This window comes from Acidovorax sp., from assembly GCF_046314175.1.
GTDB lineage: Bacteria > Pseudomonadota > Gammaproteobacteria > Burkholderiales > Burkholderiaceae_C > Acidovorax.
This window is the reverse complement of sequence record NZ_JBKBXG010000049.1, coordinates 1-26,248: the sequence shown is the minus strand read 5'-3', so window position 1 is coordinate 26,248 and position 26,248 is coordinate 1. Positions and strand designations below refer to the sequence as shown.

The window sequence follows — 26,248 nt, the reverse complement described above, 5'->3', positions numbered from 1 at the left end:
GAGTCAATCAACTGCCATGGCTTTTAGTAACAGGCGCTGCTGAAGGTATGGTCCCTTAGAGGCCACATTTCGCCCCAATGCCTCCTCTGCTGTAATTACATCTTCCCACTTTTCATCACGCGCCAGTGAGGCAAGAATATTGGACAAGGCCAATGGTGCGAAATGCTTATGCAGCGCTGAATTTTCAGGCGTTTTTTCGAGCCATTCCCTGCTTACACGTTCCACAGCCGGGTAGTCACGACGAGCCATGACATCCAACATTTTGAAGGTGAGTGTAAACTCATCTGGCATGGTCTCGCATTGATGCCATTTCGGCTCAATCCAAACGCCCTTCATTAATTCCGATGGCAGATAGCTGATCGTCATGTCTGCGACATCGAGAAGGCGTTCTGCCAAAACTTCGCTTTGTACAGAGGACCAATTTTTCCCACAGGCAGGTACCGCTGCCCGCAACAATATGGTGGGCTCGTACACCCTAGGCAGCAGTCCCTTCACCGGCTCACCTGTCAATTCACCACGCAGATCGGCCGCGAGCGCCCGGGCGCGCCGTGTAAATATTTCGGGCAAGAAATGATTGATTTCCGTCGGCTGAACTGCTGCCGGCAACGGATCTCTAATCTTGAGGGCCTCTAAAAACAACTGGGGTTGGATCGGCAATTGCACCAACTCCACCGCTTCAATGGCCTTATATCTTGTTTTTGGCGCATTCAACCCGAGTATCGGAAAATAATCGGAGTTTGCTGGCCGCGAGGAGTGTATGCGTGCAAACGCCCGCAGCAATCTAGCGTCACCTACTTTCCTAAAATTGAGCTGCTCAGCGGTACCAATGCCCAATCGAGCCAGCTCGGCCTTCAGGGGGCCGGCCATCAAGCGGTCCACTTCCAATTTAGGAAGCGGGCCTTTGGGACTGGCAACGATCAATAGATCGGAGTAATTGCTAAGCCAGGCCGAGTAATCATCAAATGCCGGAGACATGGCATTCAATATAGACCCCACGAGCGACTCATCAATTTCATACAGCTGAATCCATTGGACGAAGAGTCCATTCTCATTCAACTGCGTAGGGACAAATTTGTAAAACTCTTTAGAAAAAAGGGCACCAATGCCGCTGATCCAGGGATTGGAGGGCTCGGATACGATAATGTCGTATTTGGTTTTTTGACCTGCAAAATAGGATTTTGCATCGTCGATCACAATGCGCGACCGCGGATCTGTATAAGCTCGCTTCACGCGATCCCCAAACGCTTGAGCGCCTACAACCATTGCCTCTTCAATTTCAATGGTATCGACACGCTCTACCCTTGAATCTCCCAGCAGCGTGTGGGTCGTCAGGCCCGATCCGAAGCCAATGACTCCTACGCGTTTTGGATCGGCGTGCATGGCGAGAGGTAGCGCGGCCGCCATTGTCATTGTGGGTTCATCAACAATAGGCTCAACGCCATCCTTCATGGCGATGGAGGCATCAATTTTTCCGTTGGTGGCAATTTGAACGCTACCCTGTGGTGTTACGACCACCGATACGCTGGAAGTTTTCCCGTCCCGGTAATAGAGGATTCGATCATCAGCCATAAGGCTGGTGCGACCATGACGAAACACGCCGGAGGCCATGGTCATGGGGTCAAAAGGCACGCGCACGGCGAGAACGAGCGCAACGGCGGCCAAGCCGCCAGCCACCGCAAAGCGAAGCATTGAGCGTTTGTCCTCGGCCTGGGCCCGCAGCAGGAACAGGCCAATGCCAATGTCGACGATGGCTGCTACGCACAGGGCCAGCTTGAGGCCTAGGAAAGGAATCAGCAGGTGGATGGCGGCAAACACGCCCAGGATAGCGCCCAGGGTGTTCCATGCATACACCCGGCCAATGGCACGCTCGCCTTGCCCAGCGCGCAGCAGCGCCACGGTGAAAAGAGGCAGGGTGGTGCCCGCAAAGAATGCAGCGGGCAGCATGATAGCGATGGCGATGGTGGCGGTTCCCAGATTGAACAACGCGTAGCCACCGTCGGATTTCGCCAGGGCCTGCATCAGCCAGCCCACCCAGGCAAAAGCATTGGCATAGACGAACAGAGACGCCAGCGCCGCGATGCCCATCAAAACTTGCATCCAGCCCACCAGTCGCAGGGGTGAGTCGGTCTTGTCGGCGTGTTTGCGGACCCACAAGCCGCCCAGTGCAATGCCGGCAATGAAAGAGGCCAGCATCAACTCGAACGCGTGCATGGTGCTGCCGACGGCCATGCTGAGCATGCGAATCCAGATGATTTCATACGCGAAGGACGCCGCGCCAGACAAGGCGGTGCCGAACAATACGACGCGCAGCAGAGGGTTTGTGCGCAGGGATTGCCCAGGACTGTCGGCCTCTGTAACGGCTTTGGCGGGGGCGGGTTCAGGCTCGCGGGCCAGCCACCAGGCCAGTGCAGCAACGACAAAGTTCAAAATCCCGGCAGTGACCATGGCACCGGGCAGGCCCACCCAGGGCAGCAGCACGAATACTGCTGCCAGCGCCCCAATCGCCGCGCCGATGCTGTTGGTGAAATACAGCCCGCCCAGAAGGTTGCCTGCGCTACCGGGGTAGCGCCGGATTAAACCGCCGCTCATGAGCGGGAAGGTCATACCGAGAAGAATGGTTTGCGGAAGGATAAGCAGCGCTGCAATGCTCCAGCGGGCAATGTCCACGGCCAAAGGTGAACCCAATGCTGGAATCAGGGTGTCGTAGCTGAAACCGGCCACGCCCGTGAAGACCCAGTGGAAAAGCAAACCAAGCACCCCAATGATGACCTCAATGAAGGCATAACTGCGGATCAAATTGCGCCAGCGCTGCCCAGCCTGGGCAATCCATGCGGCGCCCGCAGCCATCCCGCCCATGAAAATCGCCAACACCAGGGCCTGTGCATATGCGGCATGGCCCAGAAAGAGCCCCAGGTAGTGTGACCAAATTGACTGATATATCAGCCCAGCAAAACCGGAGATGACAAAAATTGCGAGCAAGCCAGCCCGCGAGCTTTTGAAAAGGGAATTCATTGATTAAAAGTTCCGGAATTGCGCAGGGGGCGGGACGGATTGAAGACCAATGCAAAAATGATGCTCATGCGGCTGATGCGATAGTTGCGACTCACGGCTACCTGAAATTTTATGGCAGTCTAGATGGCTGCTCGGGGGATTATTATTACGTGATCCCCTCGGACTTCCCTCCCCACTTTTCCACTACGCGCACCCCATGGATCACCATCCCCCGGTCCACCGCTTTGCACATGTCGTAAATGGTAAGCAAGGCCACCTGCACGGCAGTTAGCGCCTCCATCTCCACTCCCGTCTGCCCCACGGTTTGTACAGTTGCAGAACAAAATATGCCCGTAACACCCGGTTGGCGTTCGCTGGCAGCTTCAAACTCAACAGCAACCCGCGTCAACGCCAACGGATGACACAACGGAATCAACTCACTCGTCTTCTTCGCAGCCATGATCCCTGCGATGCGCGCAATGCCCAGCACGTCGCCCTTCTTGGCAGTTCCGGATTCAATGAGCGCCAAGGTGGCAGGTAGCATTTCGATCCGGCCGCTGGCGACCGCGACGCGGTGCGTGGCGGGCTTGGCACCAACGTCCACCATGTGGGCTTGGCCCTGTGCGTCGAAGTGAGTGAGGGGGGAGGTGGGCGTGGTCATGGGCGGTCAATGGGGCGAAACATTTCGAAAGCGAGGGCATCATACGGCGTTAGCACGCGCCGCCGCAGTGGCGCGGCCCTTGGGGTGGACAAAGGATCTTCGTGCCGAATTTCAAGCCAAATTGGGCTCTAGCGCTTACTGGTAAAGCGCTGGTAGCTATAGTTATTGCATCAAGCATCGCTTTATGTATCCCAGAGGCCGTTGCCCAGGCCGGTTTGCCCACGCTGGGCGATAGCAGTGACCTGACCCCCAGCGCCGAACGCCGCCTGGGTGACCGCATCATCCGCGAGCTGTACCGGGACCCCGACTACATCGACGACCCCGTCCTTTCTGAATACGTGCAAAGCTTGTGGCAGCCGTTGATGGCAGCGGCGCGGACCCGGGGGGAGTTATCGCCTGAGCTGGATGAACGGTTTGCATGGGAGATCCTGCTGGGCCGTGACAGAACCGTCAATGCGTTTGCACTCCCCGGAGGCTATCTGGGAGTCCACTTGGGTCTGATCGGTGTTGTCACAACCCGCGATGAGCTGGCCTCGGTGCTCGCCCACGAACTCAGCCACGTCACGCAACGCCACATCTCGCGCCTCATCACCCAGCAGAGCAAACAAACACCCCTCTTGCTCGGCGCGATGATTCTGGGCGCGCTGGCTGCCAGCAAGAACCCGGGCGCAACGCAGGCACTGGTGGTGGGTGGCCAAGCGCTGGCGATGCAAAACCAGCTCAATTTCTCGCGCGACATGGAGCGTGAGGCGGACCGCATTGGCTATGGGCTGATGGCGCCTGCGGGGTTTGCGCCGCAGGGTTTTGTGTCGATGTTTGACAAGCTGCAGCAGGCCAACCGGCTGAACGACAACGGTTCGTGGCCGTATCTGCGCAGCCACCCGTTGACGACGGAGCGCATGGCGGACATGCAGTCGCGCATTGCGCCCAGCACGTCTCCCGCTGCAGCCTCAACAACGGGTGCCCTAGAGCACGCCGTGGTCGCGGCGCGAGCGCGGGTGTTGTCCAACCCGGGGGTGGATGCGCTGCGCCAGTGGATTGCCGAGCCCCAAAGCACCGGCTTTGCCAGCCAGCCTGTCGCGCGGCGCGCGGCGGTGCTGTATGCGGCCGCATTAGCCAGCAACCAGCTGCGTGATGTACCGGGCGCACGGACTGCCGCCACACAATTGGATGAGCTGGTGCGCCAGGACGCTGCAGCGCACCGGCTGGCGCGCCTGCTGCACGCAGAGCTTGAACTGGCGGCAGGGGACGTGGACACGGCATTGCGCGCCCTGCCCAGCGCAGGCGCTACGACGCGCAGGCCCGAGCTCGCACTGCGCGCACAGGCCTTGCTTCGCTCCGGGCGTGCGAGTGAAGGCACAGGTGCGCTACAGACCTGGGTGGCAACGCACCCGCGCGATGCGGCTGCCTGGCAGTGGTTGGCGTCGTCGTGGCAGGCGCAGAACCAGCCGCTGCGCGCAATCCGCGCCGAGGCCGAGGTGCACGCAGCGCGGTATGACTACGCTGCGGCGGTGGACCGGTTCAAGGCGGGGCAGGACCTGGCCCGGCGCGGTGGCGCGGGGGTGGACCACATTGAAGCGTCCATCATCGACACGCGCCTGCGGGCGGTGGAGTTACTTCTTAGAGAACAAGCCGCCGAGCGCTGACTCGATCAGCACGCCCAACACCGAGTAGATCAGCGAACCCACCAGCGCGGCGACAAAGCCGGTGACCTGAAAACCGCTGAGCACCGAGGCGGCCGCCCAGAACATCAGGGCATTGATCACGAACAGGAAGAGGCCCAGGGTGACGATGGTGACGGGGAGTGTCAGCAAGACAAGCACCGGCCGCAGCACGGCGTTGAAGAGGCCGATGACAAAAGCCGCGATCAGGGCCGAAGTGAAGCTCTGCACCTCGACGCCGCTGTAGACATAAGCGACAAACAGCAGCGATGCGGCGCTGAGCAACCATTTGATGAGAATTTTCATGGCAGGAGAATAGCACCGGGCACGCGGCCAGTGCATGACGGGCACCTCCGCAGGGGCCTCCGCACCCCTGGCATAGCGCGGACTGTTTGTCTGGCTATTCGGCAGCCAGCATCCACAAGGCACTGCAACCGGTCAACAGACTGCCCAGCTTGCCAGGCAATGATGACCAGCCTGCCTTCGGCACTGCGGGCTGCGAGGGTGCATCCACCTTGGGCCTGCGTGCGTCCAGCACCTGTGCGGCAGAGGCTTCTGCGGCCTGCAGCTGGTCGGTCAGCTCTACCAGGGGGCCTTTGGCCACCAAGGTGATCACCCTGGCGCCTGAATGGGGCAGGGTCGGGACGATCTGGGCAAACAGCTTGTCTGCCCACTTGGCGCGCCAGTTCTCACGGGCGCTGTGGCTCACCCATTTGCTGATGCGGTGGGTCATGCGCGGGGCGCACGCCACCAGAACCCAGCAGGTATTGGCTGCCGACTCGCGCGCCAGCAAGGGGGCGAGTATCTGCAGCGCATAGGCTGCATCGTCCACGTACACAATGACTCTGTCCATACCACCTCCAGATGAGGGGCCAGCAACAAAGGGGGCACAATGCCCCCTTTGTGTCAGCCAGTTCGCCAATTGCTGGCGATTTCAGGCTCCAGGTCAGCCGTGGGCTGGGGCTGCGCCGGCACGGCGCGCCAAGACGGCCTTACCAATCGCAAACACTAGCACCGCACCTGCCACGCTGGCACCGTAACGGATCACGTCGGTCTGCGCAATCTTGAACATCCACTGCCACTTGTCGGGGTTGGCGAACACAGGGTCCGTCACGATCATGCCACCAGCGATCCAGCCCAGCAGCATGCCGCCCAGGACGATGATGAACGGGAACCGGTCCATGAGCTTGATGACCAGCTGACTACCCCAGACGATGATCGGGATCGAGATCAACAGGCCCAGCACCACCAGCAGCATTTGGTGCTCACCGGCGTTCTGCGCGGCGCCTGCAATGGCGATCACGTTGTCCACGCTCATCACCAGGTCAGCAACGATGATGGTCTTGATGGCAGCAAACAGTTTGTCGCTGGTTTCCATTTCGCCGTGGCCCTCTTCGTCGGGCGCCAGCAGTTTCACACCGATCCACACCAGCAAGATAGCGCCGACAAACTTGAGGAACGGCAGCGCCAGCAAGGTCATCGCAAAAGCGATGAGGATGACGCGCAGGACGATAGCCCCGGCAGTGCCCCAGATGATGCCCTTGGTGCGCTGGGCGGGAGGCAGTTTGCGGCAGGCCAGGGCGATGACCACCGCGTTGTCGCCACCCAGCAGGATGTCGATGATGATGATCTGGCCGAGTGCAAGCCAGAACGCGGGCGAAGACAAAAAGTCCATAAATTCCTCAATATCAGTGGAACAAAGGACGGGCTGGTCGCCGCAGTGGCGCCGAGTCCGTCCCAGGGGTAGGTTTTGCAATAGGCAGATCGAGAACGTGCCACACAAGGTCTGAGGATGCGCAGGGACGGCCTTGATCAACCCACAACGGCCCATCAAAGGTCTCGCTCAGTTCAGCACCGCAGTGCGCGCTGAACCCGGTCCGCCGGAAGCAGTTTGCTTCGTATTGACGACGGTGCCGATGCCGTGCAGCCCCACGAACCATGGTTGCATGGCGGCGGAGGAGCCCGTCGGGAGCTACTCCCCTTCGAAGCAGCGATTGGAACATTGGCAGCGTGGGCGCGCAAGTACGGGGCGATTGTGGAAAGTGCGTACACCGTGCGGCAACTGGGCCTGTTGTGGAGGCAAGCCGTCGGGTCTCTCCATGAGATAAGCCCACGGCCGATACCGCAAACATAACCACGAACAACAACGCGAAACGCATCCCAGGCAGGACCGATAACACCACCGCCGGCATGCCCCCGTCAGGCGGCTATGATCCAGCCCCTTTGCGCAATCGCACCCATGGCCGCCATCCACATCACCGACATCGAAGCCGCCATCAACCACTGGCGCAGCCGCGCGCCGTCGCCCGATGGCATCACGCTGGCGCCCGAGCTGCGCGCGCTGGGCGAGGTGTATGCGCTGATGGTGTACTGGCATGAGGACGAGGCGGACGAAGACAGCTTCCCCGCAAAGGCTCTACAGGCGTGGCGGACCTGGTACGACTCCACCCCCGACACGCCCTGCATTGCCATTTGCTCTACCAGCCAGGGCGACGATCTGTGTAAGGGCTGCGGGCGCACTTTTAATGAAGTGCAGTTCTGGCCCGCGATGTCCCCCGCAGAAAAGCGCACAGTGTGGCGCCGCATCACGCTGGAACACACCGCCTGGCGCTTCAATCGCTATGCTGAACGTGCGGCAGAAGGCCGATCTTCGGCGCCAGCGCCAGAGACAACTGCATCTTCTTGAACGGTTGACACGTCAGTACGCGCAACCCCGCCGACGCCTGTTTGCCGCTTCGCTCTTTCGATAAGCCTGTACGCGCCGGGCTCAACCCGTTATGGTGACCCCATGCTGCGCCTGACCCAAGCCCCGAACATTGCCATCGCCACGCTGTGGGCCGACCTGTTGTGCGAGGCCGGGATGGCCGCATCGGTGCAGCGCCAATACCTGGGCGCAGCTGCCGGACACCTGCCACCGGACCAGTGCCTGCCCGAGATCTGGCTGGACCATGATGAACATGCCACCCGTGCCCGGGCCTTGCTGCAAGACCTGCAGGACCTGCCGCAGCGCCACTGGGTATGCCAGTGTGGCGAGACGGTGGAGGGCGGGTTTGAGCAGTGCTGGCAGTGCGGCACGCTCATGCCCCGAGACTGAATATCAAATACCAAATTGATAGCTGCCAGCGCTTGCCAATCAAGCGCCAGAGGCCATTTTGATTGTTATTTTTTTCTGATTCACTTCCAGCGTACAGGCTCCACATGCACGCTGCCCTGCGTGCTGCTCAGGGTGATCGCGCCCTCTTGCACCGTGGCTTGCAACTGCATGCTGCGCTCGGCCAACTGCGCCAGCGCCTGCGATGCCTCGGTCGGGATGCGCCACACCTGAAGCTTCTCCAGCCGGGACAGTTTGGTCTCGATGCCCTTCCACCAGATCTCGGCCGCGTGGTTGAAGCAGTAAACCAGCACCGAGTCGGCCTTGCTGCAGGCCTTGGTCAGCGGTTTGTCCTCGGGCTGGCCCACTTCGATCCAGACGCGCCGACGGCCGGTGAAGTCGGTAAGTGACGCATCCGGATCGTCCGGGTCCGACAGGCCTGCGCCAAACGCGAGCGTCGCGTCGCCATTGCACAGATCGTTGAGCTGGTGCGCGGCAATGGCCAGCGCGGTCAGCCGGATCATCATGCGTTCGTCGGTCTCGCTCGGGTGGCGGGCCAGCGTGAGCGCGTGGTCGGCGTAGTAGCCGTGGTCAATGTCGGCGATCTGAAGATTCGCCTTGAAGATGGTGGATTTGATGGCCATTTATTTCGCTCTGTCCAGGTCGCGTGATGACAACTGTGCCGGTGGCCAGTACAGGTCAGAGTGCAGTGGCTGATACCGGTTCATGTCGATGTGGGAACCTTACCGGGTGGCGAGGATTGTTGCGGGGTCGGCGGGCGTCGGGGCTTCCAGCGCAGCGCCTGTTTTTCTACGGCGTGCCAAGACACCACCGCAAACAACAAAGCGCTGGCTACGCTCAGCGTCAACGCGATTCCAAACGAAAGCTGGTTTGCAAAATACCAGATGATGATTTGCTGGGCGGGAAAGCCATAGATATACAACCCGTAAGAAAAATCGCCGAAATGCCCGACTCGGGCAACGCCCGGAGTGCAGCAGGTTCCCCACACGACTCCCAGCGCGGCCAAAGCGAACAACGGACTTTGTCCGTTGAGTGGCGCAGGCCCATACAGGTACAGCAAGCCACATGCCACCAACACCATTGCGGCCGTGATCCACGGATGGGGACGCCACACAGCGTCCCAGCGCGATAGCGCAGACCCAAGCGCGAAAATGATGGCGTATTGCAGCGCGAACGACCATTCAGGAAACGGTGAAGCGCTGTAGCGCCACTGCAGCACTGCAGCCAGCGCAACAAATACAAGCAACGGATACCAACGCCAGCGCATCAACCCCAGCGAACCCATCAGGGCCAATGCCACATAACAGCCGACCTCAAGCGGGATGGTCCACAACGGCCCATTCAGTGAGCCCGGGTGGGGGCTCGACGCAAAAATTCCGGGCAGGCTGATGTGGGTGTCCAGGACCAGATTCAAAAGATGCTGGCGCGTGGCCGGGTGCCCGAAGTACTCTGCCAAAGGCAGTTCCGTCAACACGGGCCCCAGCACGAATACAGACAACAACACCAGCACCGTGAGCCCCGGCCAGATCCGCAGAGCACGGCGCAGTGCGAAGCGACGCACGTTGGGGTCCGCCACCCACGACTGTGTCACCAGGTAGCCACTGATCCCGAAAAACAGCACCACGCCCAGGGCGCCGGGTTCGTTGCTGAATATGAGTGGCGGTGCATCCCCCATCAGCGCGAACTGATGGCTCCAGATGACCAGCAGCGCTGCAAAGAGGCGCAACGCATCAAAGTTGTTGGCCCGATGCGGAGGCACTGGACTCGCCTGGTTACCTGGCCCTCCGGCACGCAATGACTGCACCTTGCTGTCAGACGCGCCGCGCCAGCTCTGCCGCCTTGCCGATGTAGCTTCCGGGTGTCATCGCCAGCAGCCGATCTTTCTCGGCCTGGGGGATGTCCAGCGACTGGATAAGCCCATGCAGCGCCTCGGCAGTCACGGTCTTGCCGCGGGTGACTTCCTTGAGCTTTTCGTAGGCGCCTTGCACGCCAAAGCGGCGCATCACCGTCTGGATGGGCTCGGCCAACACTTCCCACGATGCGTCGAGGTCTTCTGCCAGAGCCTCTTCGTTCAGCTCCAGCTTGTTCAGTCCGGTCAGCAGCGATGCATACGACAGCGCGGCGTAGCCCATCGCAACGCCCATGTTGCGCAGCACGGTGCTGTCGGTCAGGTCACGCTGCCAGCGGCTGATGGGCAGCTTCTCGGACAGGTGCTTGAGCAGCGCGTTGGCCAGGCCCAGGTTGCCTTCGGCATTTTCAAAGTCGATGGGGTTGACCTTGTGCGGCATGGTGCTGGAGCCAATCTCGCCAGCCTTCAGGCGCTGCTTGAAGTAGCCCAGGCTCACGTAGCCCCAGATGTCACGGGAAAGGTCGATCAGGATGGTATTGGCGCGCGCCACGGCGTCAAACAGTTCGGCCATGTAGTCGTGCGGCTCAATCTGGATGCTGTAGGGCTGGAAGGTCAGGCCCAGGCCCAGAGGCTCGGGTGTCTCGATGACCTTCTTGCTGAAGGCTTCCCAGTCGAAGTCGGGCCAGGCGGAAAGGTGCGCGTTGTAGTTGCCCACGGCGCCGTTCATCTTGCCCATGATCTTGACGCTGGCGATCTTCTCGCAGACGGTCTGAAGGCGCATGACGACGTTGGCCATTTCCTTGCCCACGGTGGTGGGGCTGGCCGTCTGGCCGTGGGTGCGGCTGAGCATGGGCACGTCGGCATAGGCGTGCGCCATTTCGCGCAGTTTAAGGACGATGCGGTCCAGGCCCGGCAGGATGACCTGGTCGCGGCCGGAGCGCAGTTGCAGCGCGTGGCTGGTGTTGTTGATGTCTTCGCTGGTGCAGGCAAAGTGCACAAACTCCGAGGCCTTTTCCAGCTCGGGGCGCGCTTCAAACTTGCTCTTGATCCAGTACTCCACGGCCTTTACGTCGTGGTTTGTTGTTTTTTCGATCTCTTTGATGGCCGCCGAATCGGCTTCCGAAAAGTTCTTGATCAGGCCCAGCAGGTAAGCGCGGGCGCCGGTGGTCAGCGGCTTGAACTCGGCAAACCCCGCATCAGACAGGGCAATGAACCACGCCACTTCGACCTGCACACGGCGGTGCATGTAGCCGTGCTCGCTCATGATCGGGCGCAGGGCGGCAAGTTTGCTGGCGTAACGGCCGTCAAGCGGCGACAGGGCGGTAATGGTGGACAGGCTCATGGCGCGCAATTGTAGGCGCCGCATGCAGCCCACCTCCCGCCTGCGTCAGAGTGGGGTGGGCCGGTCCCGATAGAATCAAAGTCAATTTGTTCAGCTTACCCGCGCACTGGAAGACCCACCATGAAATTGATCGGAGCCATCACCAGCCCTTACGTCCGCAAGGTGCGGATCGTGATGGCCGAAAAAAAGCTCGACTACCAGTTCGTACAGGAAAACGTCTGGGCAGATGACACCCACATTGCCACCTCGAACCCTCTGGGCAAGGTGCCCTGTCTGGTGATGGAAGGCGGCGAAGCGGTTTTTGACTCCCGCGTGATCGTTGAGTACCTGGACACCCTGTCGCCGGTGGGCAAGCTGATCCCGTCGCAAGGACGCGAGCGCGCCGAGGTCAAGACCTGGGAGGCCCTGGCCGATGGCGTGATGGACGCCGCCATCCTGGCGCGCCTGGAAGCCACCTGGGCCCACCGCAAGGACAGCGAACGCAGCCAGGCCTGGATTGACCGACAACTCGTCAAGGTCAACGACGGCCTCAAGTCGATGAGCCAAGGCCTGGGCGACAAGCCGTTTTGCAGCGGCATCCACCTGAGCCTGTCCGACATTGCCGTGGGATGCGCCCTGGCCTGGCTGGAGTTCCGCTTTCCTGAAATCTCTTGGCGCAACGAATATCCCAACCTGGGCAAGCTGCTCGACAAGCTGATGCTGCGTCCGAGCTTCGCGGACACAACGCCTTCTTGAAACGCCCTGGGGGCAGGTGATGCGGCCGCAGGCCCGCTCTTCTCTCGGCCTGCCCGTGGCGCGAAGCCGTGCCTGCCCTTCGCCGCGCTGTCTGGTGTGCCGTATGCTTGAGCGCTTATGAACGAAACGGTTCAAAACCTCTCCAAGACCGCTGGCGTGCGTGCCACGCGGCAGCGTGCGGCGCGCGAAGCGGCCGCAACCCCCGGCGCCGACCGGGTGCGTGTCAACGACCCCGATCGCACCATGGCCAACATCCTGCAAGTGGCCACGGCCGAATTTGCGGACAAGGGCCTGGCGGGCGCGCGCATTGACGAGATCGCAGCGCTCACCAGCACCAGCAAGCGCATGATCTACTACTACTTCGGTAGCAAGGAAGGTCTGTACGTCGCGGTGCTGGAGGATGCCTATCGGCGAATCCGGCGCATCGAATCCGAACTGCATCTGCAGGACCTGGCACCCGAGCAAGCGCTGCGCACGCTGGTCGGCTTTACGGTGGACTACCAGCTGGCCAACCCCGACTTCATCCGCCTGGTGATGAACGAGAACATGCACCGGGGCGAGTTCATCAGCCAGTCCACCACCATCCAGGAGCTGAACATTCCGGTCATCCACGCCGTGCGCGATGTGTACGAACGCGGAGTGGCATCCGGTGTCTTCCGGCCCGATGTGGACCCGGTGGACCTGCACATGTCGATCTCTGCGCTGTGCTTCTTCAATGTGTCCAACCGCCACACCTTCGGCGCAATCTTCAAGCGCTCTCTGGACTCCGCCGCGGCCACCGCGCAGCGCAGAGAGTCGATCATCGAGATGATCGTCCGGTTCCTGCGCCCGTGATTTCCTGAATTCCTGAATCCCTGAGCGTCGCGGGGCCTGGGTTCGCCGACCATAGACAGGGTTTGCACCTAGTTTAAATACTAACCAGTTCGTACAAAATATTCTCCAGGCACTCACAACGACTGGAGACACCATGTTTGCACTGGCCGATCGCATGCTGCGCGGTTACACCCGCGTGCTCGATGCACTGGGGGGCCTGTGCCTGGCCACCATGGTGGTGCTGGTGTTTGGCAATGTGGTGCTGCGCTACGCGTTCAACGCGGGCATCACCATCTCTGAAGAGTTGTCGCGCTGGCTGTTTGTGTGGATGACCTTCATGGGCGCCATCGTGGCGCTGCGCGACCACGGCCATCTGGGCACCGACATTTTGGTGGCCCGCCTGCCTGCCAGGGGCAGAAAGGTCTGCCTGGTGATAGCGCAGCTGGCCATGTTGTATGTGTCGTGGCTGCTGCTGAGGGGCAGCTGGGCGCAGATGATCATCAACTGGGAGACCGAGGCCCCGGTGACCGGCGCGTCCGTAGGCATCTTCTACGCCAGCGGTGTGCTGATGGGGGCATCGGCCCTGGTCATCTTGCTGCGCGATCTGGCGCACACCCTGCTGCATGCTGCCAACGCACAGGGCCTGGTGATGGCGGCTGGCAGCGAAGAGGCTGTAGCGCACCCTGTGTCAGCCGACAAGCGCCCCTGAACCGACGCAACCCACTGGCGCCACCATGACAATCACGATCTTCCTCGGCTCCCTGCTGCTGGCCATGGCCATCGGCATTCCCATTGCCTTTGCGCTGCTAATCAGCGGCGTGGCGCTGATGTGGCACCTGGACCTGTTTGACGCGCAGATCCTCGCGCAGAACGTGATCAATGGTGCAGACAGCTTCCCACTGCTGGCCGTGCCGTTCTTCATGCTGGCGGGCGAGATCATGAACGTGGGCGGGCTGTCGCGCCGCATTGTCAAGCTGGCACTCGCAGTGGTGGGACATGTGCCGGGCGGCCTGGGCTATGTGGCCATCATGGCGGCGGTCATCCTCGCTGCGGTCTCGGGCTCTGCCGTGGCCGATGCGGCCGCGCTGGCCTCGCTGCTCTTGCCCATGATGGTGGCGGCCGGGCACGACAGGGCACGGTCTGCCGGTTTGATTGCATCTGCCGGCATCATCGCGCCCGTGATTCCGCCGTCCATCGGCTTCGTGATCTTCGGCGTGGCGGGCAATGTGTCGATCAGCAAGCTGTTTCTGGCGGGCATCGTGCCCGGGCTGCTGCTGGGTGTGGCACTTGCAGCCACGTGGTGGTGGCTGGTGCGCAAAGAGCAGGTGGCGCCACCTGCCAAGGCGTCGCGCGCCGAAGTGCTCACAGCCCTGAAGGAAGCGGTCTGGGCGCTGGGCCTGCCCGTCATCATTCTGGTTGGCCTGCGCATGGGCGTGTTCACCCCCACCGAGGCTGCCGTAGTGGCTGCCGTGTACGCACTGGCTGTGGCCATGCTGGTGTACCGCGAACTCAGCCTGCGCCAGCTCGCCGAGATCTTCCAGTCCGCGGCGCGCACCAGTGCCATCGTGATGTTTCTGGTCGCAGCCGCCATGGTGTCTGCGTGGCTGATCACCGTGGCCGACATGCCCAGCAAAGTCATCGGCATGCTGCAGCCCTTCATGGGCAACCAGACCGTGCTGCTGCTGGCCATCATGGTGCTGGTGATGGTGGTGGGCACCGCGATGGACATGACCCCCACGATCCTCATCATGACGCCCGTGCTGATGCCGGTGGTCAAAGCCGCGGGCATCGACCCCGTCTACTTCGGCGTGCTGTTCATCATGGTCAACGCCATTGGGCTCATCACGCCGCCCGTCGGCACCGTGCTGAACGTGGTCGCGGGCGTGGGGCGGGTGTCGATGGCACAGGTGGCCCGCGGCGTGCTGCCCTTCATGACGGCGCAGTTTGCCGTGGTGCTGCTGCTGGTGCTTTTCCCATCGATCGTCATGGTGCCCTTGCGCTGGCTCGCAGGTTGAGGCACGCCAATCCCACGCCGCCCGCCTGACTCTATAGCCCCCTTCCTGTTGTTGCCCCGTTCGTGCCCCGCTTAAAACCCAAGGAGACAAACCCATGAAACTGCTCAAGACCCTGCTCGCCACGGCCCTCGTTGCCGCCGCGCTGCTGCCCGCTGCGCATGCCCAGGAGCGCACCATCAAGTTCGCCTTCCAGAACCAGAAGGACCACCCGCAAGCCCAAGGCGCGCAAAAGTTCGCCGAACTGGTGGCGGCCAAGACCAACGGCCGCATCGCCGTCAAGCTGTTCCCGGGCGGCACGCTGGGCGGCGACCTGCAGACCGTGTCTGCACTGCAAGGTGGCACGGTGGAGATGACCGTACTCAACGCGGGCATCCTGTCCGCACAGGCCAAGGAATTCGGCATCTACGACTTTCCGTTCCTTTTCGCTTCGCCCCAGGAGGCCGATGCGGTGACCGACGGCCCCTTCGGCAAGAAGCTGCTCGACAAGCTGCAGGCCAAAAACCTGGTGGGCCTGGGTTACTGGGAGCTGGGCTTTCGCAACCTCACCAACAGCAAGAAGCCCATCACCAAAGCCGAGGACATTGCGGGCCTCAAGATCCGCGTGATCCAGTCGCCAATCTACATCGACATGTTCAACGCGCTCGGTGCCAACGCCGTGCCCATGCCCTTCCCCGAGCTGTACACCGCCATGGAGCAAAAAGCCGTGGACGGCCAGGAGAACCCGTTCTCCACCATCCTGTCATCCAAGTTTGCCGAGGTGCAAAAGCACCTGACCATCACGCGCCACATGTACAACCCGCAGGCCGTCATCGTGAGCAAGAAGTTTTGGGACAGCCTGAACCCAGCCGACCAGAAGGCGGTGACCGAAGCCATGGCGGAGGCCACCACGTTCCAGCGCAGCGTGTCGCGCGCACAGGCCGACGTGGCGCTGGAAGAGCTCAAAAAGGCCGGCATGCAGGTCACCGAGTTCTCGCCCGCCGAGGTCGACAAGCTGCGCGCCAAGGTCAAGCCCGTGGTTGAAAAGCACAGCGACAAGGTGGGCGCCGAGACGGTGCAAGAGGTCTACGCCACGCTGGCCAAGCTGCGCGGCGGCAAGTAAGCCGAACGCATTCCCCGCGCTACCGCGCAGTGACCACTCCGCGGCAGCGCGCCCTCCACGCACTCCCTCCCATGAGCACCCCGCTCCCTGATTCCCCCGTGTCATCCACCCAGCCCGCCATGCCTTCCACAAGCCCTCGCAAGGTGCTCCTCGGGCTGATCGGTTCCGGCATACAGAAGTCGCTGTCGCCCGCCCTGCACGAGGAAGAGGCGCGCCACCACTGCATGCGCCTGCACTACCAGTTGATTGACCTGGACCGCTCAGCGTCGTCCGCGCTGCAACTGCCCACACTGCTGTCGGCTGCGCGCATCATGGGCTTTGCGGGCTGCAATGTGACCTACCCCTGCAAGCAGGCCGTGATTCCGTATCTCGACAGCCTGTCGGAGGAAGCGCGCGCCATGGGCGCCGTGAACACGGTCCTCATCCGCGATGGTCAACTGGTGGGGCACAACACGGACGGATCGGGCTGGGCCTGGGGCTTTAACCGCGCGCTGCCGAGCGCCGACCTCAGCCGTGTGGTGCTGCTGGGCGCGGGCGGCGCAGGTGCCGCCATTGCGCATGCCGTGCTGCGCCTGGGTGCCGAGCATCTGACCATCGTGGATGCACAGCCCGAACGGGCTGCGCAACTGGCAGCCGATGTGAATGCGCTCTACGGCGCACGCGCAGAGGCCGGCGAGATCCGCTCGGCCATGGCAAACGCTACCGGGCTCATCCACGCCACCCCCACGGGCATGGACAAGCTGCCGGGGCTCCCCATCGATGCCGCGCTGCTGCGGCCTGCGATGTGGGTGTCGGAGGTGGTGTATTTCCCACTCGACACCACCTTGGTGCAGACCGCACGGGCGCTGGGCTGCAGGGTGTCGGATGGCGGTGGCATGGCCGTGGGCCAGGCCGTGGGTGCGTTCGAGCTTTTCACCGGCGAAGCCCCGGACGCCGCCCGCATGGACGCACATTTCCGCCGCCTGGTCAGCGCCCGCTGACCTCACTTGCGGCACCCACAAGGAGTTGACCCCATGAGCACCCCGATGATGGCCACCCGCGAAGCGCTGGGCGACATGCCCAACCCCCTGGGTCTGCAGGGCATCGAGTTCATTGAATACGCCACCAGCCGCCCGCAGGCACTGGGCCAGGCGCTGGAGCGCATGGGTTTTCAGCCCGTGGCACGGCACCGCTCACGCGAGGTGCTGCTGTACCGCCAGGGCGACGTGAACATCATTGTCAACGCCCACCAGGACAACGAGCGCACCGGCGTGCTTGCACCGCCCGCGCTCACGGAGACGCCGGTACTGGCCGCCGTAGCCTTCCGCGTGGGCAACGCTGCTGCCGCCTACCGCCGCGTGCTCGAACTAGGCGCTTGGGCCGTGCACACCGAAGTCGAGGTGATGGAACTCAACATCCCCGCCATCCACGGCGTGGGCGCCAGCCGCATCTATTTTGTGGACCGGTACCAGGAGTTCTCGATCTATGACGTGGACTTTGTGCCCATCCCTAACATCAACCCACGCCCACCCGCATTACAGGGCTTGCACCTGTTTGGCGTGGTGCAGTACATCGGGCTGGGCCGCGCGCAGGACTGGGCTCACTTCTACGGAGAACTGTTTGGTTTTGCCGAGCTGTCGCCCGAGCAGTCGTTTGGCGTGCTCACGCATGGACGCATCCTGGCCAGCCCTTGTGGCACGCTGCACTGGCAGCTCATTGAGCCGCTGGTCGACGCGCTCGACGCTGACCCCGAGGAGCTGCTGCAGCGCGTGGCCTTTGGCACGCCCGATGTGCTGGCCGCCGTGACCGCGCTGCGCGCGCGTGGGGTGGAGTTTGTGGAGTCGCCCACGGGCGTGCACACGGGCACGCGCGGCGCCCTCACGCGTGCCGATGCAGGCTCACCCAGCTTCGAGCTGGTGCTGGACGCACGCTGAGCCTGGAGACTGCCCCATGCGCACATCCACCATGCAACGCAACGTCGCCGACTTCGGCATGGACACCATCAGCCTGGCCGGTCCGCTGGAGGCCAAGCTGGCGGCCGTCAAGGCCGCAGGTTTTGGCCAGATCATGCTGGCTGCACGCGACATCGTGGGCCACCCGGACGGGATCGAGGCCGCCGTGCAAGCGGTGCGCAACAGCGGCCTGCGCGTGACGGGCTTTCAGGTGTTGCGCGACTTTGAAGGCCTGTCGGGCCACCTGCACAGCTACAAGGTGGACATTGCCAAACAAATGATCCTGATGGCGCGTGACCTGGGAGCGCCCGTGCTGCTGGCCTGCAGCTCCACGTCGTTGCACGCCACCGCGGAAGCCCATGCGATCGCGCGCGACCTGCGCAAGCTGGCTCTGCTGGCGCTGCCGCACGGCATTCGCGTCGCGTTTGAAGGCCTGTCGTGGGGCCGGCATATCAACGAGGTGCACCAGGCCTGGGCCGCCGTGGAGCAAGCCAATTGCCCCAACCTCGGCCTCGCCATCGACTCTTACCACCAGTTCGCCACCAGCACACCGCTCTCGGCACTCTCGGATGTGGACCCCGACAAGATCTACCTCGTGCAGCTGTCCGACTTCATGTGGCAGGAGACGCGCACCGTGCAGGAGCGCATCGACACCGCACGTCACTTTCGCGTGTTCCCTGGCGAGGGCGTGCACAGCCAGGCCCTGGCCGAGCTGGTGCGCACGCTGGACGGCATGGGCTACCAGGGCGACTACAGCTTCGAGGTTTTCAACGACGACTACCAGCAGTTGCCGCTGCCCTATGTGGCGCAGCGAGCGTGGAACAGCGCGCTGTGGCTGGCAGAAGGTGTGCTGCAACGCGCGGTGCCCTTGCCCGGGCATTCGCGCATCCGGGCTATCGGCTGAAGCAGCGGATCGTCAACTATTGGCGCGCCTCTTCAACCAGCGCATCAGTGCACCCACCACGGGCAGTTTTTCATACAGCTCCTCCGCCGCGTCCCAGTAGTCGCGGTGCATCGTGACCATGCCCTGCGCATCCAGTACAAGGTGCGAGGCGCCGCGAACGGTCTGCGTCACGCCCTTCTCAAAGTTCTTGAAGGCAAACAGGAAATCCCAGGTCAGAAAGCACTGCTGGCCCTGCACCACGCGGCCGGTCACCACAAAGCGCGGCTGGTCCAGCGCCTCGAACATGTGGGAGAAGATGCCCTGGATGGCGGGCACACCCTGCACTTCGTTGAACGGGTCTTTGAAGCGGGCCTGTGGTGCATACAGCTGACCAATGGTCGCCACATCGGCCGGTGAGAGGTTTTCAAAGAACGCAATGACACGCGTAACGGCGTCTTCGGTAAGGGGTGCAGTGTACGGGGGCTGCATGGCAGAAGTCAAAGTCCGGTAAAGCGGCGAACGGTCGGAAAGTACCACCGATACGGCAGCAGCCGCAGCAGCTTCATCACGCGCGTGAAGCGCTTGGGGAAGTGGATATCGAAATGCCCGCGTTCCCAGCCCTGCAAAATGGCCGTGGCCGCTGCTTCGGGCGAGATGAGGGCCGGCATCGTGAAGTCATTGCCCGCCGTCAGTGGCGTGGCCACGAAGCCGGGGTTGATCACACTCACGCCCATGCCCAGATCGTGCAAATCCAGGTACAGCGCCTCGGCCAGGTTGATGAGCGCGGCCTTGGTCGGCCCGTAGGCCAGGCTCTTGGGCAGGCCCCGAAAACCCGCCACGCTGCTGATCACGCTCACATGCCCCGGGCGCCCGGCCTGCGCCGCTGCCAGCATGGCGGGCAACACGGCGGCCAGCACATGCAGCACGCCGTTGTAGTTGACCTGCTCGTGGCGCAACACCACCGCAAGATCAAAGTCGGTGGCGCGCATGTCGCGGTAATAGCCTGCGCAGTAGCACACCATGTCGGGCGCGCCGCCCGCCAGCACCTGCGCAGCGGCGGCCTGCACCTGCTCGGGCTCTGCCGTGTCAAAGGCCAGGGCCATGCTGCCGGGGTGCTGGGCCACAAACGTATCCAGCGCATCGCCGCTGCGCGCCGACACGATGACCTGCGCGCCGCGCGCATGCAGCGCTGCCGCCGTGGCCCGGCCAATACCGCTGCTGGCCCCGATGAGCCAGGCCCGGCGGCCACGCCAGTCGCGCAAAGGAGGGTTGAGGCTCATGGTGCGCGTTTGGTAAAGGACAAAGTGATCTCGCCCAGGTGGAACCCAAACTTGCTCATGGTCGCGCGATTGAGCATCACGCGGTCGTCGATGAGGTACATCCAGTCGTCCAGATCGACGTTGTAGACCTTGCCATCCACCGGCAGCGCCAGCGTGTAGCCCCAGCGGAAGGCGTTGCCGCGCGTTTGTCCGTTGGCTATGCCCACCACGTCGTCGGCGGTGCCGGTATAGCGGCCATCGGCGTGTTTGGTCAGGCGCCAGATGCGGCGCTGGGTGGTGCCGTCGGAGTAGGTGAAGGCTTCATCGAGCACGCCCTCGTTGCCCTTCCACTCGCAGTCCATCACGACGGTGAAACGTTTGACGATCTGGCCGCTGCGGTCCTGAAAAATACCGTAGGCGTCGATCTTGCCCGTGAAGTACTGGGCCAGGTCGAGCACCGGCTTTTCGCTGGCGTAGCTGTCGATGTTCTGGCTGGCGCAGCCGGACAGGACCACGGGCGCAGCCACTGCGGCTGAAAGGAGAAGGCGTCGTTGCATCATGAAGTGTGGGCCTTGGGTTCGTTCGCTATCAAAGGGGGGCAACGGTCCGGGACGGCCGCAGGATGAGGAGATAAAGCGCTGCGGCTGCCATCAGCTTGAGCACGCAGGGCAGCACCGCGTAGGCCAGGCCCAGGGTCTGCAGGCCGTCTTCGCCACGCGTTCCGGGGGTGTAGCCCAGCCAACCCAGCAGGGGCAGCGCCAGGCCTGCCGCCAGTGCCAGGTTGAGCTTGGTCGCAAAGTTCCACCAGCCAAAGTACGCGCCTTCGTGCTGGCCGCTGTCGCCCTCTGCCGCGATCACGCCGGCCAGCAAGGCGCTGGGCAGGGCCAGGTCGGTGCCTAGCGCCACGCCAGACAGCGCACAGACCACCAGGAACGGCATCACATCGCCCGCGCCCAGAAAGGCCGTCCACACAAACACGGCAATCGCCAGCAGCATGCCCACCAGCCAGGTGCGCGCCAAGCCCCAGCGCGCCACGGCACGCAGCCACAACGGGATCGACAGTGCGGCACAGACGAAATAGGCCGCCAGGAACATCGGCTCTTGCGCCGGCGGTGCCTGCAGGCGGTCTTGAATGAAGAACAGCACCAGCGTGGCCGGTATGGCACTGGCAATGCCATTAAGCATGAACACTGCCAGCAGCCGACGGAAGGCAGGGCGCCCCCAGGGCCGCCACAGGCTGGCGCGCTGCGGGGGGCGGTACACACCGGCCACTGCAACACCCGCATGCGCTGCGGGGCGCGGGGCCCGCGTCCACGCCCACCAGCCGATCAGCAAGGTGATGGCAAACACGCTGAGCATGACCGGCAAACCCAGCAGCGCGGGCAGCACGGAGGCCAGCACCACGCCGACCAGTGCAGCGCCTTCGCGCCAGGCCACGATGCGGCCGCGCTGCAGCTCGTCGCCGCCCAGCCGGGCGCCCCACGATTGGTGAGCAATGCTCAGCTGGCTATACGCGGTGTAGGTGACAAGCAGCGCAATCAGTGCCCAGACGATGAGCGCATCGGGGCTGCGAACTGCCGGAAAGAACAGGCTCGTCAGCCCCAGCGCCAGCACAACCGCCGAGCCTGCGCCCACCGCCAGCACCGCGCGCACCGAGCGACCAAACAGGTAGTCAGACAAACGGCCCAGCAGCGGATCGGACACGGCATCAAACAAACGTGCCGCCAGCAGCACCGACCCCAGCGTGGCCAGCGGCATGCCGAACTCGCGCGCATAGTGGTTGGGCAGCAGCACGTACAGCGGCAGGGCCACAAACGCCAGCGGCAGGCCCAGCAGCCCATAGGCCAGGCCTGCGCTGGCGCGGATGGGCTGCGGGGAGGTCATGGCTGGCCTGCCGTGCGGGTGGCGGCCAGCAGCTCCTGGCGCAGCCCGGGTTCGGAGGTCTGCGGCGAGAGCCAGATGCCAAAGAACAGGCGCGAGAACTCGGCATCGGGCACTTCGCCAACGACGCGCCCGGCCATCTTGAACACCGCGCCCACGCCGGGCTGGTGAATACCCAGCAGGCGGTCGCCCGCTTTCACGTCGGGCAACGCGGCCTGCAGGGCCTGCTGCCAGCGCGCAGCCTGGGCGGGGGCAAAGCTGCCCACACGGCGCATCTCCTCAATGGAGCGCTTGGCGATGGCCTCTGCGGTGAAGTTACGCTGGTAGGTCAGCTCCAGCGCCAGCGGCTGGGCGCCGTAGTTGTCGGCATCAAAGCCGGGCTGCACCCACAGTCGGGCGCGGTAGATTTCGAAACCCAGAAATCGCAGCACGCCCTGCCCCGCGAGGCGCACGCCCGACAGGGGTGCAGCCGCGGCCGGTTGGACGGTTTCGGTCGCCTGTGCCGCCGACACAACCTGCGCTACAGCAGAATTTAAGTAAAAACAGGCTCCAACGCTTGCCAGTAAAGCGGTAGTAGCTATATTTTTCATAGCAGCCATCAATCCTTGACCAGCGTGTACTGCACCAGGTCGATGTTGCTCATCGCAAACGCTGCTTCGCAGTACGCCAGGTAGAACTCCCAGATGTGCATGAACCGCTGGTCAAACCCCAGCTGCAGAATCTGCGTGCGCTGCGCCAGAAAGCGCTCGCGCCAGCGTTTGAGGGTTTCGGCATAGTCCTGGCCAAACGCGAACTCATCCACCACGCGCAGGCCCGCCGCCTCGGCCTCGCGGCGGAACTCGCGCGGGCAGGGCAGGCAGCCGCCCGGAAAGATGTACTGCTGGATGAAATCGGTGGAGCTGATGTAACGGTCGAACAGGCTGTCGTCGATGACGATGCTCTGGATGCAGGCCTTGCCGCCGGGTTTGAGCAGGCGGTTCACCGACTGGAAATAGGTGGGCCAGTATTCGCGGCCCACGGCTTCGACCATCTCGATGGAGCAGACGGCGTCGTAAGGGCCGTCGTGGATGTCGCGGTAGTCCTGCAGGCGCAAATCCGCCTTGCCTTGCACGCCGTGCGCCGCCATGCGCTTTTGGGCAAAAGCCAGCTGCTCGGTCGATAGCGTCACGCCGGTGAGCGAGGCACCGAACTCGGTGGTCGCCATCTCGGCCAGAGCGCCCCAGCCGCAGCCGATCTCCAGCACGCGATCACCGGCCTGTACGCCCGCCATGCGCAGTGCCCGGCGCACCTTGGCGTGCTGCGCGGCGCGCATGTCACCCCCCGCATCGCCTTCGAACCAGGCCGATGAGTAGTTCATCGTGTCGTCCAGCCAGAGTTCATAGAACGCGTTGCCCAGGTCGTAGTGGGCGTGGATGTTCTTCTGGCTGTTGCTGCGCGTGTTGCGGTTGAGCAAATGCTTGATGCGGTACAGCAGACGCCCGGCCCAGGTGCCGTAGATCACGCCTTCCACCTGCTGGCGGTTGGCAACAAAAAGCTTGAGCAGGTCGGTGAGGTGCGGCGTGGTCCAGTCGCCTGCTATGTAGCTTTCGGCAAAGCCGATGTCGCCAGACCGCAGCGCAGCACTGCACACGTTCCAGTTCTTGAGCGTGATGGCCGCCGACGGGCCGCCGCCCTGGCCGAAGTGCTGCAAGGTGCCGTCGGGCAGCTGCACCGTCAGGTTGCCGTGCTGCAGCCGCTGCAGGAGCTTCAGGGCCGTGCGGGCTGCAGCGGGCGTGCCCTGCGGCAGCTCGCGCGCTGTGCGTTGTGCGGTGGTCGTGGAGGAGTTCATGGCGGTCTTCTCGTGCATGGGGTCAGCAGGTCACTTCAACGGGTCACGATGGAGGCGGGCGCCTCGGGCTTGCGATGGAAACGCACACGCTTGAGCCACAGGCGCAGCGCATGCCAATGAATGCGGCCCATGATGGCCAGCGTCATGGCGGGGTAGCCCCACAGGGCGCGGCGTAGCGTTTGTGCGGTGACGGCATGCAGCACGCCACTCACGCTGGTCTGTATGAGCGGGCCGCTCGCGTCGTCGTAGTCGATGCGCGCCACGGTGCGTCCTGCTTCACTGTGTTCATCGGCGTCCAACGCCGCCGTGCGCATGAAGCGAAAGCGGTAGCCACCGCTCACCTCGCAGAACGGCGACACATGGAACACCTTGCGCGCCTGCTGCTCCACGCCGTATTGCGGGGCATCCAGCAGGTAACAGTGGCGCTCGCCAAAGGTGTTGTTCACCTCCACCACGATGGCGCGCAGGCTGCCGTCCACCCTGTGGCAATACCAGAAGCTCACGGGCTTGAAGGTATAGCCCAGCACGCGCGGGTAGCAGTGCAGCCAGACCTCACCTGTTGCGTCAGCGATGCCTTCGGCGCGAAGCAATTCATCGACCCAGGCCAGCGCCCCGCCTTGCGCGGCGCTGCGGCCGTCGCCGTGGTCCACGTCATGAAAACTGATGGCGCCGCGGCGGTTGATGGCCAGGTCACTCTGAATGCCGGGCAGGCTGCGCATCGGCAGCATGAGAAAGAACGTGGGGTAGGCAAACGCATGCCGCCGGGGCCGCAGCCGCGTGTGGCGCACCTGGCCAAAGCCGATCAGCGGCGAAGCGGGTGCGGCAGGGTGGCTCACGCAGCCTCCGCCAAGGGGGCCGGTAGGGCCGCCAGCAGTTGTTCGGCCACAGCCAGACCCGACTTGAGGCCGTCCTCGTGGAATCCATAGCCCGTCCAGGCGCCACAAAACCAGGTGTGCTGCTGCCCCTGCAGCTTGCCCACTTGCTGCTGCGCGCGAATGGCGGCCATGTCGAACACGGGGTGGGCGTATTCGTAACTGCCGATCACGTGTTCGGGTGCAATGTCGCGCACGGGGTTGAGCGACACCACCACGGGCTGGGCAAACGGCACGGGCTGCAGCTGGTTGATGAGGTAGTGCAGGCACACGCGGGCCGACTCACGGCTGCGCTGCGGGGCACGCTCGTAGTTCCACGCGGCCCAGGCAGCGCGGCGCTCGGGCAGCACCGAGGTGTCGGTGTGCAGCACGGCACGATTGGCCTGGTAGCGGATGGAGCCGAGCACGGCGCGCTCCTGCGTCGAGGGCTGGGCCAGCAGCGCGAGCGCCTGGTCGGAGTGTGTAGCCAGCACCACCTTGTCAAAGTGTTCTGTGTGGCCCGCAGTCACCACGCGCGCACCGGCAGCGTCGCGCTCAATGCGGCGCACGGGGGTGTTCAGGCGCTTGTCGGCAATGCCCGCCACGATCTTGTCCACATAGTGGCGCGCACCACCGGCCACCGTCCACCACTGCGGACGGTTGCTCACCTGGATCAGGCCATGGTTGTGGCAAAACCGGATCATGGTGGCCACGGGGAACTTCAGCATCTGGTCGGTGGGGCAGCTCCAGATGCAGCCCAGCATGGGCAAGAAGTACCAGTCGCGAAAGGCGTCGCCAAAGCGGTGCTGCTTGAGGAAATCGCCGAGCGGCTGCATCAGTGCGGCCTCAGCCTGGTTTTGCGCAATACGGGTGCACAGCTTGTTAAAGCGCAGCAGGTCCCGCAGCATGCCCAGAAAACGCGGATTGACCAGGTTGGAGCGCTGGGCAAACACGGTGCTGAGGTTGGTGCCGCTCCACTCCAGAGCGCGGCCACCGCCCAGAGCTCCCGGCACCTGCACCGAGAAAGACATGTCGGATTTGGCAGTCTCCACGCCCAGCTCGGCCAGCAGGCGGATCAGTTGAGGGTAGGTGCGCTCGTTGAACACCAGAAAGCCGGTGTCAACGCCGTGGGTGACGGGGGAGCCCGAGGCATCGGGCAGCGTCACATCGACCGTGTGGGTGTGCCCGCCGAAGTAGTCGCCCGCCTCAAACAGCGTGATGTCCGCCTGGCCGCGCAGCTGGTGCGCGACCGAGAGCCCGGAGATGCCGGAGCCGATGATGGCGATTTTCATGACCGGCTCCCTCTGGCCGGTGCACGGAATAAAAAGGTTGCGAAG

The 26,248-nt window shown here is 63.2% G+C and carries 27 protein-coding genes; 11 read left to right on the top strand and 16 right to left on the bottom strand.

What is annotated here, in order from left to right:
- Window positions 1-3: 3 nt before the first annotated feature.
- Entirely contained in the window at window positions 4-3,012 is a 3,009-nt protein-coding gene (locus tag ACK4OE_RS15000; RefSeq protein WP_409885610.1) for a fused MFS/spermidine synthase, read from the bottom strand.
- Window positions 3,013-3,157: 145 nt separating this feature from the next.
- Window positions 3,158-3,652, bottom strand: a complete 495-nt coding sequence (gene moaC, locus ACK4OE_RS14995; protein WP_409885609.1) for a cyclic pyranopterin monophosphate synthase MoaC — start codon at window positions 3,650-3,652, stop codon at window positions 3,158-3,160.
- Between the two features lie 149 nt (window positions 3,653-3,801).
- Between moaC and ACK4OE_RS14990 the strand changes: the two genes are divergently transcribed.
- Window positions 3,802-5,298 carry a M48 family metalloprotease gene (locus ACK4OE_RS14990; RefSeq protein WP_409885622.1) on the top strand — a complete coding sequence of 499 codons (1,497 nt, stop codon included), beginning with the start codon at window positions 3,802-3,804 and terminating at the stop codon, window positions 5,296-5,298.
- Here ACK4OE_RS14990 and ACK4OE_RS14985 read toward each other — a convergent pair.
- The 3 genes from ACK4OE_RS14985 to ACK4OE_RS14975 all read right to left on the bottom strand — a co-directional run bounded on the left by ACK4OE_RS14985 (window position 5,266) and on the right by ACK4OE_RS14975 (window position 6,988).
- A complete protein-coding gene (locus tag ACK4OE_RS14985; protein ID WP_409885608.1) occupies window positions 5,266-5,619 on the bottom strand; it encodes a phage holin family protein in 354 nt (117 codons plus the stop codon). The genes ACK4OE_RS14990 and ACK4OE_RS14985 overlap by 33 nt on opposite strands.
- A gap of 94 nt (window positions 5,620-5,713) precedes the next feature.
- Complete coding sequence (locus ACK4OE_RS14980) at window positions 5,714-6,166, bottom strand: hypothetical protein (RefSeq protein WP_409885607.1); 453 nt, start codon at window positions 6,164-6,166, stop codon at window positions 5,714-5,716.
- Window positions 6,167-6,259: 93 nt separating this feature from the next.
- On the bottom strand, window positions 6,260-6,988 hold the full coding sequence (locus ACK4OE_RS14975) for a TerC family protein (RefSeq protein WP_409885606.1): 729 nt from the start codon (window positions 6,986-6,988) through the stop codon (window positions 6,260-6,262).
- 564 nt (window positions 6,989-7,552) lie between these two features.
- Here ACK4OE_RS14975 and ACK4OE_RS14970 point away from each other — a divergent pair.
- Together ACK4OE_RS14970 and ACK4OE_RS14965 are read left to right on the top strand one after the other, a co-directional pair.
- Window positions 7,553-7,999, top strand: coding sequence for a DUF3717 domain-containing protein (locus ACK4OE_RS14970; protein WP_409885605.1), 447 nt, complete (start codon window positions 7,553-7,555; stop codon window positions 7,997-7,999).
- 102 nt (window positions 8,000-8,101) lie between these two features.
- Window positions 8,102-8,407, top strand: coding sequence for a putative signal transducing protein (locus ACK4OE_RS14965; RefSeq protein ID WP_409885604.1), 306 nt, complete (start codon window positions 8,102-8,104; stop codon window positions 8,405-8,407).
- Between the two features lie 80 nt (window positions 8,408-8,487).
- Here ACK4OE_RS14965 and ACK4OE_RS14960 read toward each other — a convergent pair whose 3' ends face one another.
- The 3 genes from ACK4OE_RS14960 to purB form a co-directional block, all read right to left on the bottom strand.
- Window positions 8,488-9,048 (bottom strand): YaeQ family protein, encoded by a 561-nt coding sequence (locus ACK4OE_RS14960; RefSeq protein ID WP_409782363.1) that lies wholly within the window; start codon window positions 9,046-9,048, stop codon window positions 8,488-8,490.
- An 80-nt stretch (window positions 9,049-9,128) separates the two neighbouring features.
- A complete protein-coding gene (locus ACK4OE_RS14955) occupies window positions 9,129-10,184 on the bottom strand; it encodes an acyltransferase family protein (RefSeq protein WP_409885603.1) in 1,056 nt (351 codons plus the stop codon).
- Between the two features lie 52 nt (window positions 10,185-10,236).
- Window positions 10,237-11,616, bottom strand: a complete 1,380-nt coding sequence (gene purB / locus ACK4OE_RS14950; RefSeq protein ID WP_409885602.1) for an adenylosuccinate lyase — start codon at window positions 11,614-11,616, stop codon at window positions 10,237-10,239.
- Window positions 11,617-11,736: 120 nt separating this feature from the next.
- Here purB and ACK4OE_RS14945 point away from each other — a divergent pair, with 120 nt between their 5' ends.
- From ACK4OE_RS14945 to ACK4OE_RS14910, 8 genes are all read left to right on the top strand, one after another.
- On the top strand, window positions 11,737-12,351 hold the full coding sequence (locus ACK4OE_RS14945; protein WP_409885601.1) for a glutathione S-transferase N-terminal domain-containing protein: 615 nt from the start codon (window positions 11,737-11,739) through the stop codon (window positions 12,349-12,351).
- Between the two features lie 117 nt (window positions 12,352-12,468).
- On the top strand, window positions 12,469-13,185 hold the full coding sequence (locus tag ACK4OE_RS14940; RefSeq protein ID WP_409885600.1) for a TetR/AcrR family transcriptional regulator: 717 nt from the start codon (window positions 12,469-12,471) through the stop codon (window positions 13,183-13,185).
- 133 nt (window positions 13,186-13,318) lie between these two features.
- Window positions 13,319-13,873, top strand: coding sequence for a TRAP transporter small permease (locus tag ACK4OE_RS14935; protein WP_409885599.1), 555 nt, complete (start codon window positions 13,319-13,321; stop codon window positions 13,871-13,873).
- A 25-nt stretch (window positions 13,874-13,898) separates the two neighbouring features.
- A complete protein-coding gene (locus ACK4OE_RS14930; protein ID WP_409885598.1) occupies window positions 13,899-15,179 on the top strand; it encodes a TRAP transporter large permease in 1,281 nt (426 codons plus the stop codon).
- Window positions 15,180-15,273: 94 nt separating this feature from the next.
- Window positions 15,274-16,278: a TRAP transporter substrate-binding protein gene (locus tag ACK4OE_RS14925; RefSeq protein WP_409885597.1), complete on the top strand. Its 1,005-nt coding sequence runs from the start codon at window positions 15,274-15,276 to the stop codon at window positions 16,276-16,278.
- A gap of 71 nt (window positions 16,279-16,349) precedes the next feature.
- Window positions 16,350-17,258 (top strand): shikimate dehydrogenase, encoded by a 909-nt coding sequence (locus tag ACK4OE_RS14920; protein ID WP_409885596.1) that lies wholly within the window; start codon window positions 16,350-16,352, stop codon window positions 17,256-17,258.
- Between the two features lie 33 nt (window positions 17,259-17,291).
- Complete coding sequence (locus ACK4OE_RS14915) at window positions 17,292-18,191, top strand: VOC family protein (RefSeq protein ID WP_409885595.1); 900 nt, start codon at window positions 17,292-17,294, stop codon at window positions 18,189-18,191.
- 16 nt (window positions 18,192-18,207) lie between these two features.
- Window positions 18,208-19,113 carry a sugar phosphate isomerase/epimerase family protein gene (locus tag ACK4OE_RS14910; RefSeq protein WP_409885594.1) on the top strand — a complete coding sequence of 302 codons (906 nt, stop codon included), beginning with the start codon at window positions 18,208-18,210 and terminating at the stop codon, window positions 19,111-19,113.
- Between the two features lie 12 nt (window positions 19,114-19,125).
- On the opposite strand, the gene ACK4OE_RS14905 is transcribed toward ACK4OE_RS14910, so the two are convergent.
- From ACK4OE_RS14905 to ACK4OE_RS14870, 8 genes are read right to left on the bottom strand one after another with little or no spacing between them, the layout of a single operon-like run.
- Window positions 19,126-19,581, bottom strand: coding sequence for a nuclear transport factor 2 family protein (locus ACK4OE_RS14905; RefSeq protein WP_409885593.1), 456 nt, complete (start codon window positions 19,579-19,581; stop codon window positions 19,126-19,128).
- Between the two features lie 8 nt (window positions 19,582-19,589).
- Window positions 19,590-20,372, bottom strand: coding sequence for an SDR family NAD(P)-dependent oxidoreductase (locus tag ACK4OE_RS14900; protein ID WP_409885592.1), 783 nt, complete (start codon window positions 20,370-20,372; stop codon window positions 19,590-19,592).
- A complete protein-coding gene (locus ACK4OE_RS14895) occupies window positions 20,369-20,911 on the bottom strand; it encodes a DUF3833 domain-containing protein (protein WP_409885591.1) in 543 nt (180 codons plus the stop codon). Before ACK4OE_RS14895 ends, ACK4OE_RS14900 begins: the two co-directional genes overlap by 4 nt.
- Window positions 20,912-20,939: 28 nt before the next feature.
- A complete protein-coding gene (locus ACK4OE_RS14890) occupies window positions 20,940-22,235 on the bottom strand; it encodes an MFS transporter (protein ID WP_409885590.1) in 1,296 nt (431 codons plus the stop codon).
- Complete coding sequence (locus ACK4OE_RS14885) at window positions 22,232-22,822, bottom strand: chalcone isomerase family protein (protein WP_409885589.1); 591 nt, start codon at window positions 22,820-22,822, stop codon at window positions 22,232-22,234. The genes ACK4OE_RS14890 and ACK4OE_RS14885 overlap by 4 nt, the downstream gene beginning before the upstream one ends.
- 8 nt (window positions 22,823-22,830) lie before the next feature.
- Entirely contained in the window at window positions 22,831-24,078 is a 1,248-nt protein-coding gene (locus ACK4OE_RS14880) for a class I SAM-dependent methyltransferase (protein WP_409885588.1), read from the bottom strand.
- Between the two features lie 17 nt (window positions 24,079-24,095).
- Window positions 24,096-24,896: a DUF1365 domain-containing protein gene (locus ACK4OE_RS14875; protein ID WP_409885587.1), complete on the bottom strand. Its 801-nt coding sequence runs from the start codon at window positions 24,894-24,896 to the stop codon at window positions 24,096-24,098.
- Window positions 24,893-26,203, bottom strand: a complete 1,311-nt coding sequence (locus ACK4OE_RS14870) for an NAD(P)/FAD-dependent oxidoreductase (protein WP_409885586.1) — start codon at window positions 26,201-26,203, stop codon at window positions 24,893-24,895. Before ACK4OE_RS14870 ends, ACK4OE_RS14875 begins: the two co-directional genes overlap by 4 nt.
- Window positions 26,204-26,248 lie beyond the last annotated feature (45 nt).